This is a genomic window from Escherichia whittamii (assembly GCF_014836715.1).
Taxonomy (GTDB): domain Bacteria; phylum Pseudomonadota; class Gammaproteobacteria; order Enterobacterales; family Enterobacteriaceae; genus Escherichia; species Escherichia whittamii.
The window spans coordinates 231,476-246,224 of record NZ_JACSQI010000002.1; the positions used below are offsets into that span (position 1 = coordinate 231,476).

Here is a 14,749-nt window from a genome sequence, read left to right on the forward strand (position 1 = left end):
GTGTTCTGATACAACGGCTACTGATTAAATTCGGTCAATTTTTTACGATAGCTATTGGGTGTAAACGAGGTCAGTTTCTTAAACGTTTTAATAAACAGACTTGGGCTACTATAACCGGCTTCAAATGCAATATCCGTTACCGAATAGTTGGTCATTTCCAGTTGTTTTTTGGCAAAATTAATGCGAATTTCATTAATAATCTGCATTGGTGTTTTGCCATAATATCGCTGGGTCGCTCGTGTCAAATATTCCTGCGATTTCGCCGACAGTATCACCATATTTTCCAGCGCATTTTCACTAAACCGCTCTTTATCATGCATCTTTTCAACCGTGCTTTTCAGCCACTGCGGCACATCATCAATTACCTGTTCCTCACGGTAATGACGTAAGCGGTTGATAACATAAAAAGTAACTGTCTCAACAAACTCTTCCAACCCGGTTTCACGGAAATTCAGTGAAGAGATGACTGTTTCCACATAGGTGAGAAAGGCGTTATTGGTCCGGTATACCTGTGATGCGACAAAGCAATAAGGCAACAACGGCAGATAATGCTGCTCAAAAAAACGTTTGCTGATCCCAACATTTAATATACGTGTGGCGCCAAACTCATAAAAACTTTGATGGTGCGATCCCAACGGAATAAAGACAAAATCGCCCCGCTCCAGCAACACACGTTTACCGTTTATCTCCTGGTAATAACGACCAGTTAACACAAGGGTGAATTCATAATAGTCGTGTTGGTGCAGCCCACTGATACTCTCAGTTTTGTTGTAGATAAACACATGGAAGTTTTTGCCATTAAACAGTTGTTGTTCACGGGCTGTGGCAATTTCCGGCGCGTTAATCACTGGCTGCATCTTTCACTCCTTATGCCTTCAATTTTTCATGAAGCTCAATCAATTCGCTAATCAGTTCACGTGCGAGCATTGAGGTCATTAAATGATCCTGGGCGTGGACCAGCACCAGACTCACTTTCATCTTACCTTCGCCTGCGTCTCCTTCAATCAGTTTCGTCTGTACCAGATGCGCTTCATTCAACGCCATTCGTGACTGATCCATCATCGCTTTTGCTGCGGCAAAATCGCCCTGCTTTGCCTGTTTCAGCGCCGCATACGCCAGACTGCGCGCCTGCCCGGAGTTAATGATAAGCCCCATCACCACTTCTTCCAGCTCTTCGGCTTCAGTTTGCGTATCTGGAATATTGTCGAGATCCATCATACTCATTTCCTCACTTTCCTTACCCGGCACAGAGTTACCTGTGCCGATATCGATTAAAATTTCAGAGCGTTAGCAATATCTTCTTCACTCTCTTCTTTATCCATCACGTTTTGTGCTTTGTTAGCCACCACAACAAATGGCAGATAAATCAGCGTGGCAATACCGAGGTTGAAGAGTGCGACCAGTAAGGCGGCAACGCTACCGTTGGTGTTAAAGAAGGCTCCCAGACCGGTTGGCATGGTCCACGGCGCGATGTTGGTCACTGGTGGAATAATACCCATGTAATATGCCGCCAGAGTGATTGCCGCCAGAATCGGTTGTACCAGCACAAACGGGATAAACATCACCGGGTTCATAATAATCGGCAGACCAAACAGAATCGGTTCGTTAATCTGGAAGATACCAGACGGCAGCGCCAGTTTTGCCACCTGACGGTAATCAGCACGGCGAGAAGCAATAAAGATTGCCAGAATCAGGCCCAAAGTCGCGCCACTGCCACCGAGGAAAATAAAAGAGTCCAGCATCGGCTTGGCCCAGATATGGAAGGTCTTGCCGGCTGCCAACGCCGCTTCGACAGAACCATATTGCTGGTAGGTCGCGATGTTTTCCAACGCCCACGGCGTCATGATGCCGTTGTCCAGAGCGGTCAGCGCCAGCGCGCCGTGAATACCGAAGAACCAGAGCAGTGGAACAAAAATCACATACGCCCAGCCGACCACACTCCCCAACGATGCCAGCGGCGTCGAGATAGTATCCATAATGATCTGATGGAAGTTTGTACCCCAGGTCGTCAGCGCCCAGGCAATAATCCCCATCACGGAAAGAATAATAAAGCCAGGAATTAATGCAGAGAAAGAACGCGATACCGACGCAGGTACGCTATCGGGTAATTTAATTACCCAGTTGCGGTGGACAATAAAGGTAAACATTTCGGCCACCACCAGGCCGATAATAATCCCGGAGATGATATTTGCGCCGCCTAACCAATTAGCGCCGACGGCATAAGCCTCGCCGACGCTATAAGGCGTGACGGTCATAAACGCCGCAACGGATAGCAATCCCGCAGCCAGCGCATCGACTTTACGCTCTTCTGCCAGCGCCATGCCGATAAAGAACGGTGTCATTAAGGACATAATCCCCAATGTTCCGTTATAAACATTTCCGCCAATACCTTTCAGACCATTGAGTGTTTCAATAGTCGAGGCGTCGAGGCGAATACCTAAGGAATAAAAAAATGACCCCTCCCCAAAGCTAAGGAAAACGTTATTAATTAATACAAACATAGCCCCTGCGAGGGTTAACGGCATTAAGCGAATAAAACCGTTTTTGATTGCATTAACGTGCGGCTGCTTTCCTATTTTAACAGCAAAAGGGAGGAGTACCTTTTCAAGCGATGCAATAACATTACTCATAGAAAAATACCCTTAAAAACCGCAATTCAAATATTGCAGTATAGATTTATGAAATAACTCTTTGACGGGAAAATTTAAAAATTAATTTGCTGCGGCTTTTTTAATTGCTGCAACTGCAGCCTTAAGCACGCCTAAACCATCGACTTTGCCATATAACAGCGAGTCAATTACTTCCACCGGTTTGTTGGGTAACAAACGCTGAATTTCAGGCAACATATAAGCAATCTGCGGCCCTAATAAAACAACATCGGCATTCAGCCCTTTTTCACCAGCCAGCGTTTCTGGAAATGCTTCAATAATGACCGGAACTTCATATTTTTCTGCCTGCGCGCGCATTTTTGATACCAATAAAGAGGTAGACATGCCCGCAGAACAAAACAGATAAATGTGTTTCTTTTCCATAAAACTGCCCTCATCGACGATTATCTGTCAGCCAGACACTCCGCAAGCCTTCACCTGCTTCCATGCTCTGGGTAACTTGCGAAACCAACATGACTTTTTTTGGTGGCTGAAAAGAGTATACGGTATTGACCTGAGCAATAGTATTTCTTTGACTATACAAATTGTCTCTCCTTGACCTGCCGTTTTGACCACCTTCACATTTCGGTTAAATAATTCGCGTCAACAAATAAGCTTCCCCCATAAAAAAACCGGCACAATGGCCGGTTTTCGTTGTAACTCAAGCTTTCAGATGAAGGAATTACTTCGCAGCCTGCGGATCAGTGTCGTATTCGGCACAGGTCTGATAGCCAGTGTTGATCACATGCCCAGTATCATCTAACGCGACAAAATAGGTTTCTGCTTTACCATCACGTTGACCCAGAATGTAGGTCTGGCAAGTACCACGAGCATGGATCATGCTCACTTCAGACGAAGGTTTACCCGCAATTTGTGCAACCTGTGCCCGGCTCATGCCTTTTTTGACGTCTTTCACCACAGGCTGTACAAACTGGTCTTTGGTACGATCATACGCCGTACAACCTGCCAGCATGGTTAATACCGCCGCTGCACCCAGAATTCCTGCCATATTCTTGTTCATATTCCGTCCTCTTGTTTATCAGCGTGTTAGATAAGCCTGGAATACATCGGAGGCTTTTTCAAGCCTGAGAGCGAAACGGTTTCGCTTTCAGAGGATTCCTGTATGACGTTTTAACCACCATTCAACCTGCTGTCGCTTGTCGTTTCTGTAGCAACGGGTTAGCTTTAAGGAAGTTTTATTTTTCTGTCTGGAGGGGTTCAATGACATTGCAGCAACAAATAATAAAGGCGCTGGGCGCAAAACCGCAGATTAATGCTGAAGAGGAAATTCGTCGCAGCGTCGATTTTCTGAAAAGCTATCTACAAACCTACCCTTTCATTAAATCACTGGTACTCGGCATTAGTGGCGGTCAGGACTCTACCCTTGCCGGTAAGCTGTGTCAGATGGCAATTAATGAGCTGCGCCAGGAAACCGGTAACGAATCACTGCAATTTATCGCCGTGCGCCTGCCCTACGGTGTTCAGGCCGACGAACAAGATTGCCAGGACGCCATTGCCTTTATTCAGCCGGATCGCGTATTAACCGTCAATATCAAGGGCGCGGTACTCGCCAGCGAACAGGCATTGCGGGAAGCGGGTATTGAACTGAGCGATTTTGTGCGTGGCAATGAAAAAGCGCGTGAGCGAATGAAAGCGCAATACAGCATTGCGGGCATGACTAACGGCGTCGTGGTTGGCACCGATCATGCGGCAGAAGCCATTACTGGATTCTTCACGAAATATGGTGATGGTGGCACAGACATTAACCCATTGTATCGTCTGAACAAACGCCAGGGTAAACAGTTACTGGCAGCGTTAGGTTGCCCTGAGCATCTCTATAAGAAGGCGCCAACAGCCGATCTGGAAGATGACCGCCCGTCACTGCCGGATGAAGTCGCGCTCGGCGTAACGTATGAAAATATCGATGACTATCTGGAAGGGAAAAACGTCCCGGAACAGGTCGCCAGAACGATTGAGAACTGGTATCTGAAAACCGAGCATAAACGCCGCCCACCAATTACGGTTTTCGATGATTTCTGGAAAAAGTAATAATCTGCACATATTAGTTTGTGCGAAAAAGAGTACTTTGTTCATGCCGGATGCGGCGTGAACGCCTTATTCGGCCTACAAAACCTTGCAAATTCAATACATTGCAGGGGTCGAGTAGGCCTGATAAGTGTAGCGCATCAGGCGGTGTTACCTTTGTCATCGGCCTTGCCTCTTTTTTAATCGCCATCCACTCGCTATACTGGATAAACGACCAGCATTTGGAGTAAACAGTGGTACGGCGTTTAACTTCCCCGCGGCTCGAATTTGAAGCGGCGGCAATTTACGAATATCCCGAACATCTACGTTCATTTCTTAATGAATTACCCACCCGACCAGGGGTATATCTGTTTCATGGCGAAAGTAACACCATGCCGCTCTATATCGGCAAAAGTGTTAACATCCGCAGCCGCGTCCTTTCTCATTTACGTACCCCGGATGAAGCGGCCATGCTGCGACAATCCCGACGCATTAGCTGGATGTGTACCGCGGGAGAAATCGGCGCCCTGCTCCTTGAAGCGCGTCTAATCAAAGAGCAACAGCCATTGTTTAATAAACGGCTGCGCCGCAATCGTCAACTCTGCGCCCTGCAACTGAATGAAAAGCGCGTAGATGTGGTGTACGCCAAAGACGTGGATTTTTCTACTGCGCCAAACCTGTTTGGCCTGTTTGCCAATCGCCGCTCGGCATTACAGGCATTACAGACAATCGCCGATGAACAAAAGCTCTGTTATGGTCTGCTCGGGCTGGAACCGTTAAGCCGCGGTCGTGCTTGCTTTCGTTCGGCGCTAAAACGTTGCGCCGGAGCGTGCTGCGGAAAGGAGAGCCATGAAGATCATGCTCAACGTCTGCTCCAGTCACTGGAACGTTTGCGGGTGATCTGCTGGCCATGGCAAGGGGCGGTGGCATTGAAAGAACAGCATCCGGAAATGACCCAATACCATATTATTCATAACTGGCTGTGGCTGGGGGCAGTTGATTCGCTGGAAGAGGCGACAACGTTGATCCGTACGCCCGCCGGATTCGATCACGATGGTTATAAAATTCTTTGTAAACCACTCCTTTCCGGTCGCTATGAAATTACTGAACTTGATCCGGTGAATGGCCTGCAAGCCAGTTAATTTCACTGAACAGCAGTTTGCCTTGCGGTTGCAAAAGCCGCAGGGTGTGTTTGCCATCGTACCAGCACGCGCCCTGGTCGGTGGTTAACAATTTTTCGCCCAGTTGCCATGCCCCGCTAATCACAAACACGACCCCACCGCGTGAACCAAATGTGGTGAACGTACGATCGGCAATTCTGACTTTCGCCTTACAGGCATCCAGACGCGTCATAATGTTGAAATCCATCGACATCTGCCCTTCCGTCAGTTTCGCTTTTACCACCTGGTCCGCCGCGAAAGCAAAAGGCTGTAACGGCTTTAAGGTATGGCTAAAACGATCTGCGCTTTCAAGAAGCATCTCACCGCCTTCCAGCAGCGTCACACATCTTTCCATCCCAGGAAATAAAGAAAATTCACCATTGGCCGCAATGGACGCAATGCTGGCACGCCAGTAAAAATCACGTTTCGCAGGGGGAAAGCTACAGATCTCACGAGTTTCACCAGCAGCGTTTCGCCACAGGTTCACCGACATTTTACGCATATCAAAGTATTCCATACTCGCTCCGGGCATGCTCTTTTCATTGTTATCGCTCAGGCAACCGTGGATTGTTATCGGCAACTCGTGTGATTTACATTAGCGTTTTTGCAAAAATGACAGGCACAGGCGCATAAAAGAAAACCGCCGATCCTGTCCACCGCCTTACTGCAAGGTAGTGGACAAGACCGGCGGTCTTAAGTTTTTGGGCTGAAAGATTATTCAGCAGTTGCAGGCATTTTACCTTTTGCCGCAGGGCGTTCTGTCAGACGCTTCTCAAAATTAGCATTAAATTGCTTTTTCTGCTCCGGCGTCAGGATGTTGTAAATCTTGTTCTGGGTTTCCATGTGCGCCAGCATGTTAGCTTTGCGCTGTTCTTCCATTTTAGCAATCTGCGCTTCAGCTTTTGCTTTGTCGAAAGTATCGCTGGCGATGATGTCATGCATTGCGCGGCGTTCTTCCAGCGGCGGACGTTTCATCTGGTCACGCTGGCCTTTCATGATTTCACGAATCTGCTGTTTCTGCGCGTCGGTCAGGTTCAGGTCTTTGAACATCATGTCATGATGCGGGCCGAACTTGCCTTTATGGTGCATCATCGGCTTCGCATCAGCCGGTGCTGCGGTAGTGGTATCAGCGGCGTGGGCCAGGTTAGCCGCGCCAAGAGCCAGGGTAGAGGCAACAAACAGTGCAGTTAATTTACGCATATTCTATATCCTTCCTTTCAGTTATTTGTTACGGCTTTCTTTAGTAGCGTGCCGTGTTGACGAGATTAACTTTACTGAGTTTAGCGTCAATTAATCAGAGCAACGGTAAATCAATGAAAGTGTAAAAAACACTTTTTCGCCAATTATGGAGAAAAAAAGAAAATTTGAAGGAAAGTGATGAATAAATATTACAACACAATGATTTTGCAGAAATTATGAAGGACTATACCTGATAAATGGCGATAAATAAAGCAAACGCCCAGGATTAATCCGTATTATTCCGAAAGCCGTTATTAAATACCCGCAGAAACCTTTCTGCGGGCAATTACCAGGTTATTTTTTCCAGCATTAATCCCGCGCGTAATCCTGACGCTACCAATGGATTGGGGAATAACACATATTCAATATCATGAGTCACGGTAAAACGTTCCTCACCATCCTGCGCCAATAACGTCCCTTTCTTAAATGGCGTGAAATTCAGCGTCTCGCTCGCCATATGCATTTCGAAGGCAGCAGAGTGACGGGTAATTTGCGATACCACCCGGTAACGCAGGGGCTGTTTTCTCTCGTTACCGACTCTCGCCCCTGCTAACAGCGCAGCAATTGCATCGGTGGTTGGCACAAACTGACGAAGCTCGTTTTGCCCAAACGGCAGTGCTTTGCCGAGCTCCAGCGTACACGCCAGTGCGCCAAAATATTTGCAGCTGAAATGGGTAAACGTGCCGCCTGGCGCCTGATGAAACACCAACGCCTCCAGCCCTGCCGCGCCCAGCCAAGTCAGAAAACTTTCGTCCCAGGGAATGTCTCGTTGCGGTAAAACACCAAACCGCTGGTGGTACGAACCGCGAATAGCAGTATGCAGATCAAGATGCCAGCGAACAGACTCTTTGCCCTGCTGATAAAAATCTTCCAGGCACTGTTCCAGCTCGCGGGCGCGACAGGTTTCGCCGCTTTCGGCAAACTGCTGCCAGCGTCCGCCAAACATCCGGTTCATATCGCTATGGCAATAGCGCTTTCCTTGCTTCAGCGCTGGGGGATTTCCAAGGATTGCCAACAAGCGCCAGCGTAACTTAATTTCGCCGTGATAAATTGCGCCAAGTAGGGCGTCCAGCATTTCTACAGGTGCCGTTTCATTACCGTGGATCCCCGCCGAAATTACCAACGCGCCTTGCGGTGGGGTTAATGGCGTCAGTTCCAGCACGCCATCCCCCAGCCAGCGCCAGCGAATACCGTTGATTTCTCTCTCGGTGATGGCAGGTTTTTTACCCTCCAATGTCAGGGTGAGAAAATTATCCATTGCCTCCTCCCTCGCGCTGGAACGGGTAAACTGAACCGAGATTCAGTAATTGAGTCAACGCATCCAGCGCTTCCCGCCCTTCGCGCAGCAATTGCGGGTCGGCCAGATCGGCAGCGGTAAGACGATCGCGGTAGTAACGATCCACCCAGTCATTAAGCGCATTAAACAAGGTATCATTCATCATCACCGCCGGATTGACCGCCCGTCGTTCTTCTTCCGTCAACACAACGCGCAATCGCAGGCACGCCGGGCCACCGCCGTTTGCCATGCTTTCGCGTAAATCAAAGACTTTTAACTCGCTAACTGGATTGTCAGCAGTAAGCAGTTCATTGAGATAACGCCATACTCCGGCGTGTTCCCGGCACTCCTGCGGCAGCACCAGCAGCATGGAGCCGTCATCGCGGCTCAACAGCTGGCTGTTAAACAAATACGTAGACACCGCATCTGACACAGAAACCTGCGACGCCGGAACTTCTATCGCCGTAAAACCGTTGACCCGCGAACGCAGGTTTGCCAGTAACTGTGCCTGGCGAGCAAATGCCTGCTGATGGCAAAACAGCAGCTGGCGGTTGCTTACGGCAATGACATCATTATGAAAGACGCCCTGGTCGATAACGTCCGGGTTTTGCTGGGCGAAAATAACCTGCTGCGGATTAACCTGATTCAGCCTGGCTACCGCCTCGCTGGCTTCGCGGGTCTGCCGCGCCGGATATCGGGAAGGCCGCGAACCGTTACCCTCTTCTCGCCCGTAAACAAAAATTTGCATACCGGGTTCGCCGTAATGACCGCCAAGACGATTGTGATTTGCCGCCCCTTCGTCACCGAGCAACGCGACCTGTGGCAACGCCGAATGGACGGTGAATTTCTCTTTATCGTTAAAAATGGCGTTTAACAGCGATTCGGTAATCGGTGCTTCCAGCGAACGGTGAAATTTATTGTTCAGGTTGGCGACCGTGAAATGCACTTTGCCATCCAGCGTATCGGCGGATGGCGCTACCGTGGCCGCATTCGCTACCCACATTGGCGATGCTGAACTGACGCTGGAAAGCCAGTGTGGTGCCTGGCGGGCAACCTTTTCCAGTACCTGCTCATCGCTGCCGCTGAAGCCCAGCTGACGCAGCACCGGAATAAACGGACGCTCGTGCGGTGGGATCACCGCCTGGGGAAATCCCGCATCGGCAAGGGCTTTCATTTTCAGTAAGCCTTGCTTCGCCGCCAGTCGTGGGTTAGATACCTGAAAACGGTGGCTGGTGGAGGCTTGATTACCAAACGACAGGCCCGCGTAATGGTGCGTCAGCCCCACCAGTCCGTCGAAATTGACTTCCCAGGCGTTCATCGCACCACCTCATCGGAAAAATCCAGACCGGGGTTAAGCGTCGCAGGCAACGTTAACGAGTCTGACTCCAGGCTTGCCATCGGCCAGGCACAATAATCCGCCGCATACCAGGCGCTGGGGCGATGGTTGCCGGAAGCGCCAACGCCGCCGAATGGTGCGGTACTGGCGGCTCCGGTAAGCGGTTTGTTCCAGTTAACAATCCCTGCCCGCGCTTCCAGTAACAGTTGCTCGAACTTTTCCCGTTTTGGGGAAACCAGCCCACAAGAGAGGCCAAAGCGGGTGTTATTCGCCATCTTTATGGCGCCATCAAAGGTGTCATAACGCCATACGCGAAGTAGCGGCCCAAACACTTCTTCATCCTGCACGCCTGAAACGCCCGTCATTTCAACGATCCCTGGCGTCAGAAGCGATGTTCCCGCTCGTAGCAAACGTGGCGCAAGCAGCGTTTGCCCGCCCAATGCTTCCAGTTCCTGCCAGGCAGTAACAACCTGCAGTGCGGCCTGTTCAGAAATTAGCCCACCAATAAACGGTTGCGGTTCGTCATCCCAGTTCCCCGGCATTAACCGCTGGCTGACGGCAACAAGGCGAGCAAGAAACGCATCGCCCTGCGCCCCGCTTTTCACCAATAAACGGCGGGCGCAGGTACAGCGTTGCCCCGCGGTGACAAATGCCGACTGGATAGTCAGATGGACAGCGGCGTCGACATCTACCACGTCATCAATAATCAGCGGGTTATTACCGCCCATTTCGAGGGCGAGGATTTTTTCCGGCTGACCGGAAAGCTGGCGATGTAGCTGGTAGCCGGTATTGGCGCTACCGGTAAACAGCAAACCGTCGAGATCCTCCAGCGCACTGAGTGCCTGGCCGGTTTCGCGCCCGCCCTGGACCAGGTTCAGCACGCCCGACGGCAAGCCAGCCTGCTGCCATAAACGCATTACTGCCTCGCCGCTCCAGGGTGTCAGTTCGCTGGGTTTAAAGATTACCGTGTTGCCTGCCAGCAGCGCCGGAACAATATGCCCGTTAGGCAGATGACCGGGGAAATTGTACGGTCCAAACACCGCCAGCACGCCGTGTGGACGATGGCGCAAGCTCGCCGCTCCATCCGGCATTTCACTGCGCTGCTCTCCCGTGCGAACGTGATACGCCTTGATTGATATAGCGATCTTATTAATCATCGCCGTCACTTCGGTTGCCGCTTCCCAGCGCGGCTTACCCGTTTCTCTGGCAATAATCGCCGTTAATTCGGCTTTGTTGCTTTCCAGCAGTGCGGCAAATCGTTCAACTCTTACCTGACGATCGCCAAAGGAGAGCTGCGCCCAACGTGGAAACGCTGCACGAGCGGCCCGACAAGCCAGCTCTACCTGAGCGGCCTCGGCATCATTGCCCTGCCATAACACCTCGCCAGTTACCGGATTACGCTTCACGCGCAGTGCACCCAGGCCCGTCACCCAGTCACCGTTAATCCATAAAGTCATGCTGTTTTCTCCTCTGCGCACAGGCGCACCAGTCGAACGTGATCCCCGGCGTGGCATTTGAGGGCATCCAGTTGTGCGGCGGTTAATATCAAACGTTCGGTCGCCGGATCGGCACGCACCAGCAACACGCGGAAATGGTGATAATTTTCATTGGCGACGAGGCAAGCCGGAAAATCGCTCTGTGCAGGTTGTCCTTCGGCTACTTCCACCAGCCGACTTTTGCGGATAGCGCGAACGCGGTCAATGTCACACTCCAGCGTCGGCCCGCCGTCGAAGATGTCGATATAGTTGCGGTAGCGAAAGCCCTCTTTTTCCAGCACCGCCCGCGCGGGCGCAGTTTGCGGATGCACCTGGCCGATAACGTCCTGCGCTTCCTGGGATAAAAAGTCCGTATAGATCGGATGTTTTGGCATCAGTTCAGCGATAAACGCCTTTTGCCCGGTGCCGCAGAGAAAATCAGCGCGGCTAAAATCCATCGAAAAGAAGCGTTTACCGAGGCTTTGCCAGAACGGTGAATAGCCGTGTTCGTCAATCACCCCGCGCATTTCGGCAACCACTTTGTCGTTAAACTTGTCGCGAAAGGCCGCCATAAACATAAAGCGCGATTTCGACAGCAAATAGCCGTTGCCCTCTTTGCGCCAGTCCGGGTCGAGAAACAAGGTACACAGCTCGCTGCTGCCGGTGTGATCGTTACTGAGAAACAGCGTCGGCAATGCGTTATAGACATTCAGCTCTTTTGAGGCGTGGACCAGTGTGCCGACACGATAGTTATACCAGGGATCGTTCAGCCCGACAGCCACCTCAATAGCGCAAATCCCTGCCACAGTCCCTGTCTCACTCTCTTCCAGCACGAACACATAGCCCTGCTCGCTTTTGGGCAGTTCGCCCTGCCAGGTTTTGATGGCCCTTTCGATACGTGCCAAAAGCGTGGCTTCATTGGCGGGAAGCGACGTCAGACCGCCGCCCGTTTTGCTGGCAAGCTGCATTAACGCCGAGACATCTGAGCGCTCAACGGGACGGATGACCATCATGATGAACCTCCGCTCACAAAGCGTTCGCAAGCCACCGCAAAGCGATCCAGTCCGGTCGTCACCTCTTCTTCGCTGACATTCAGTGCCGGAGCAAAACGCACCACATTGCCGCCAGCAATCAGCACCATCACGCCCGCTTTCGCCGCCTCCTGAGAAATTTGTTTCGCTTGCCCGGCGTAATCCGCATTCAGCACGCAGCCAATCAGCAGACCTAAGCCGCGAATTTCACTGAACAAACCGCAGCGGTGATTAATGGTATTAAGACGTTCAACAAACCAGTCATGACGCTGCTTAACACCGTTAAGCATTTCTGGCGTGTTGATGAGATCAAGTACTTTACCCGCCACCGCCGATGCCAACGGATTGCCGCCATAGGTGGTGCCGTGGGTGCCAACGGTCATCACGCGGCCGCACTCTTCGGTTGCCAACAGAGCGCCAACGGGGAAACCGCCGCCCAGCGCTTTGGCGGTGGTCAACAGATCGGGCGTTACACCGTAGTGCATATAGGCATACAGTTCCCCTGTGCGCCCGACGCCCGTTTGTACTTCATCAAAAATCAGCAATGCATTGTGGCGGTCACACAATTCACGCAGACCTTGTAAAAACGCGTTGCTGGCTGGCACCACACCGCCTTCCCCCTGGATGGGCTCGACAATCACCGCACAGGTGGCGTCGTCAATCAGCGCCCTGGCAGAATTGAGATCGTTATACGCAGCATGACGGATATCCGGCGGCAGTGGCGCAAAATCCTGTGAATAGGCTGGTTGTCCGCCCGCGCTGACGGTAAATAGCGTGCGACCGTGAAACGCATTTTTAAACGCCACAATACCGCTCTTATGGCTGCCGTAGCGGTCGTGGGCGAATTTACGCGCCAGTTTCAGGGCCGCTTCGTTGGCTTCCGCGCCGGAGTTACAAAAGAAGACGCGCTCGGCAAAAGTGGCGTCGATTAACTTTTTCGCCAGTCGCAGTACCGGTTCGTTGGTGTAACCATTGCCGGTATGCCAGAACTTACTCGCCTGTTCGTTCAGCGCCTCGCGCAGTTCCGGATGCGCATGACCCAGTGCGTTTACCGCTATGCCCCCCGCGAAGTCGATATACTCTTTTCCCTGCTGATCCCACAAGCGCGAACCTTCGCCACGTACCGGTATAAACGGCGCCGGAGCGTAAACAGGTATCATCCATTCATCAAAGTTTTCACGCGTAATTGGCTGAGACATAGCGACCCCTACAGTAAATAAATAGTTATTTATATGTTAATAATAAGTAATGTTTGCACTGTAAATGTAGATTGCAGGGTTCGTGCCAGCCAGTGAAAAATTGCATAAACGGCGGCAGTTAACTGGAAATCAAGACGTTACAACCCAGCGATATGCACCTGAAGTGCATATAAAGTGAATACGTTTGCGATACAGATGAATAAAAAGAATAAAAAACGAAATGTTATGCAGCAGTAAAATATAATTCTGGAATTGTGATCATTGACGAAATTTACTGGAAATTGCTGCGCCATTCTGACGCAACTCGCACCAAAAGCGGGCATTTTCTGCGCCATCGTTGACATCATTAACAACCATCGATCAAATCACTTAACAACAGGCAGTAAGTCAGACGAATTTCTGCTAACATCCACGCACTCATTATCAGAATAAATGGCAGCGACTATGAAATTTGTCTCTTTTAATATCAACGGCCTGCGCGCCAGACCACACCAGCTTGAAGCTATCGTCGACAAGCACCAGCCTGATGTGATTGGCCTGCAGGAGACAAAAGTTCATGATGATATGTTTCCGCTCGAAGATGTGGCAAAGCTCGGCTACAACGTGTTTTATCACGGGCAGAAAGGCCATTACGGTGTGGCGCTGTTGACCAAAGAGACGCCGATTGCCGTGCGTCGTGGCTTCCCAGGCGACGGCGAAGACGCACAACGGCGTATTATTATGGCGGAAATTCCCTCACCGCTGGGTAATGTCACCGTGATCAACGGCTACTTCCCGCAGGGCGAAAGCCGCGACCACCCCATAAAATTCCCGGCAAAGGCGCAGTTTTACCAGAACCTGCAAAACTACCTGGAAACCGAACTCAAACGTGATAATCCGGTATTAATTATGGGCGATATGAATATCAGCCCTACAGACCTCGATATCGGTATTGGCGAAGAGAACCGCAAACGCTGGCTGCGTACCGGTAAATGTTCTTTCCTGCCAGAAGAACGCGAATGGATGGACAGACTGATGAGTTGGGGGCTGGTGGATACCTTCCGCCATGCGAATCCGGAAACAGCAGATCGTTTCTCATGGTTTGATTACCGCTCAAAAGGTTTTGACGATAACCGTGGTCTGCGTATCGACCTGCTACTTGCCAGCCAGCCGCTGGCCGCATGCTGCGTAGAAACTGGCATCGACTATGAAATCCGCAGTATGGAAAAACCGTCAGATCACGCCCCTGTCTGGGCCACCTTCCGCCGCTAATTTCTCCGTTCTCCTGGCTCGCACTGGGTCAGGAGAATTAACCTTGAGAAAAATCAACAAACTGTCAGTAATGATTTGTTGCCCGCCGTCCTTTGTTATACCGTCACTG

At 50.8% G+C, this 14,749-nt stretch carries 15 protein-coding genes; 3 read left to right on the forward strand and 12 right to left on the reverse strand.

Translation table 11 applies throughout. The features are described 5' to 3' along the window. Positions 1-17: 17 nt before the first annotated feature. The 5 genes from chbR to osmE all read right to left on the reverse strand — a co-directional run bounded on the left by chbR (position 18) and on the right by osmE (position 3,669). Positions 18-857, reverse strand: a complete 840-nt coding sequence (chbR, locus tag H9644_RS03860; RefSeq protein WP_064529164.1) for a transcriptional regulator ChbR — start codon at positions 855-857, stop codon at positions 18-20. Between the two features lie 10 nt (positions 858-867). Further along, complete coding sequence (chbA, locus tag H9644_RS03865; RefSeq protein ID WP_064529165.1) at positions 868-1,218, reverse strand: PTS N,N'-diacetylchitobiose transporter subunit IIA; 351 nt, start codon at positions 1,216-1,218, stop codon at positions 868-870. Between the two features lie 53 nt (positions 1,219-1,271). Next, entirely contained in the window at positions 1,272-2,630 is a 1,359-nt protein-coding gene (chbC, locus tag H9644_RS03870; protein WP_064529166.1) for a PTS N,N'-diacetylchitobiose transporter subunit IIC, read from the reverse strand. Positions 2,631-2,711: 81 nt separating this feature from the next. After that, complete coding sequence (gene chbB, locus H9644_RS03875; protein ID WP_000412160.1) at positions 2,712-3,032, reverse strand: PTS N,N'-diacetylchitobiose transporter subunit IIB; 321 nt, start codon at positions 3,030-3,032, stop codon at positions 2,712-2,714. Positions 3,033-3,330: 298 nt separating this feature from the next. Continuing rightward, positions 3,331-3,669: an osmotically-inducible lipoprotein OsmE gene (gene osmE, locus H9644_RS03880; RefSeq protein WP_064529167.1), complete on the reverse strand. Its 339-nt coding sequence runs from the start codon at positions 3,667-3,669 to the stop codon at positions 3,331-3,333. A gap of 200 nt (positions 3,670-3,869) precedes the next feature. Here osmE and nadE point away from each other — a divergent pair, with 200 nt between their 5' ends. Together nadE and cho are read left to right on the forward strand one after the other, a co-directional pair. Further along, positions 3,870-4,697: an ammonia-dependent NAD(+) synthetase gene (nadE, locus tag H9644_RS03885; protein ID WP_064529168.1), complete on the forward strand. Its 828-nt coding sequence runs from the start codon at positions 3,870-3,872 to the stop codon at positions 4,695-4,697. A 230-nt stretch (positions 4,698-4,927) separates the two neighbouring features. Further along, positions 4,928-5,815, forward strand: a complete 888-nt coding sequence (gene cho / locus H9644_RS03890) for an excinuclease Cho (RefSeq protein WP_064529170.1) — start codon at positions 4,928-4,930, stop codon at positions 5,813-5,815. Here cho and ves read toward each other — a convergent pair. From ves to astC, 7 genes are all read right to left on the reverse strand, one after another. Continuing rightward, on the reverse strand, positions 5,775-6,350 hold the full coding sequence (gene ves, locus H9644_RS03895; protein WP_064529171.1) for an environmental stress-induced protein Ves: 576 nt from the start codon (positions 6,348-6,350) through the stop codon (positions 5,775-5,777). The genes cho and ves overlap by 41 nt on opposite strands. 197 nt (positions 6,351-6,547) lie before the next feature. Continuing rightward, positions 6,548-7,033 (reverse strand): ATP-independent periplasmic protein-refolding chaperone Spy, encoded by a 486-nt coding sequence (gene spy, locus H9644_RS03900; protein ID WP_064529172.1) that lies wholly within the window; start codon positions 7,031-7,033, stop codon positions 6,548-6,550. Positions 7,034-7,358: 325 nt separating this feature from the next. Continuing rightward, entirely contained in the window at positions 7,359-8,330 is a 972-nt protein-coding gene (astE, locus tag H9644_RS03905; RefSeq protein ID WP_191773303.1) for a succinylglutamate desuccinylase, read from the reverse strand. Further along, on the reverse strand, positions 8,323-9,666 hold the full coding sequence (astB, locus tag H9644_RS03910; protein ID WP_191773305.1) for an N-succinylarginine dihydrolase: 1,344 nt from the start codon (positions 9,664-9,666) through the stop codon (positions 8,323-8,325). Before astB ends, astE begins: the two co-directional genes overlap by 8 nt. Continuing rightward, entirely contained in the window at positions 9,663-11,141 is a 1,479-nt protein-coding gene (gene astD / locus H9644_RS03915) for a succinylglutamate-semialdehyde dehydrogenase (protein ID WP_191773307.1), read from the reverse strand. Before astD ends, astB begins: the two co-directional genes overlap by 4 nt. Further along, positions 11,138-12,172 (reverse strand): arginine N-succinyltransferase, encoded by a 1,035-nt coding sequence (gene astA, locus H9644_RS03920; RefSeq protein WP_191773309.1) that lies wholly within the window; start codon positions 12,170-12,172, stop codon positions 11,138-11,140. Before astA ends, astD begins: the two co-directional genes overlap by 4 nt. After that, positions 12,169-13,389, reverse strand: a complete 1,221-nt coding sequence (gene astC / locus H9644_RS03925; protein WP_191773311.1) for a succinylornithine/acetylornithine transaminase — start codon at positions 13,387-13,389, stop codon at positions 12,169-12,171. The genes astA and astC overlap by 4 nt, the downstream gene beginning before the upstream one ends. 444 nt (positions 13,390-13,833) lie before the next feature. On the opposite strand from astC, the gene xthA reads away from it, so the two are divergent. Beyond that, positions 13,834-14,640, forward strand: coding sequence for an exodeoxyribonuclease III (xthA, locus tag H9644_RS03930; RefSeq protein ID WP_191773313.1), 807 nt, complete (start codon positions 13,834-13,836; stop codon positions 14,638-14,640). Positions 14,641-14,749: the final 109 nt, after the last annotated feature.

Bases quoted from the DNA above. Each gene is read 5' to 3' on its own strand.
- chbC (WP_064529166.1), bottom strand. From the start codon at position 2,630: ATGAGTAATGTTATTGCATCGCTTGAAAAGGTACTCCTCCCTTTTGCT.
- astA (WP_191773309.1), bottom strand. From the start codon at position 12,172: ATGATGGTCATCCGTCCCGTTGAGCGCTCAGATGTCTCGGCGTTAATG.
- astC (WP_191773311.1), bottom strand. From the start codon at position 13,389: ATGTCTCAGCCAATTACGCGTGAAAACTTTGATGAATGGATGATACCT.
- astD (WP_191773307.1), bottom strand. From the start codon at position 11,141: ATGACTTTATGGATTAACGGTGACTGGGTGACGGGCCTGGGTGCACTG.
- spy (WP_064529172.1), bottom strand. From the start codon at position 7,033: ATGCGTAAATTAACTGCACTGTTTGTTGCCTCTACCCTGGCTCTTGGC.
- chbR (WP_064529164.1), bottom strand. From the start codon at position 857: ATGCAGCCAGTGATTAACGCGCCGGAAATTGCCACAGCCCGTGAACAA.
- astE (WP_191773303.1), bottom strand. From the start codon at position 8,330: ATGGATAATTTTCTCACCCTGACATTGGAGGGTAAAAAACCTGCCATC.
- chbA (WP_064529165.1), bottom strand. From the start codon at position 1,218: ATGATGGATCTCGACAATATTCCAGATACGCAAACTGAAGCCGAAGAG.
- ves (WP_064529171.1), bottom strand. From the start codon at position 6,350: ATGGAATACTTTGATATGCGTAAAATGTCGGTGAACCTGTGGCGAAAC.
- osmE (WP_064529167.1), bottom strand. From the start codon at position 3,669: ATGAACAAGAATATGGCAGGAATTCTGGGTGCAGCGGCGGTATTAACC.
- nadE (WP_064529168.1), top strand. From the start codon at position 3,870: ATGACATTGCAGCAACAAATAATAAAGGCGCTGGGCGCAAAACCGCAG.
- xthA (WP_191773313.1), top strand. From the start codon at position 13,834: ATGAAATTTGTCTCTTTTAATATCAACGGCCTGCGCGCCAGACCACAC.
- chbB (WP_000412160.1), bottom strand. From the start codon at position 3,032: ATGGAAAAGAAACACATTTATCTGTTTTGTTCTGCGGGCATGTCTACC.
- astB (WP_191773305.1), bottom strand. From the start codon at position 9,666: ATGAACGCCTGGGAAGTCAATTTCGACGGACTGGTGGGGCTGACGCAC.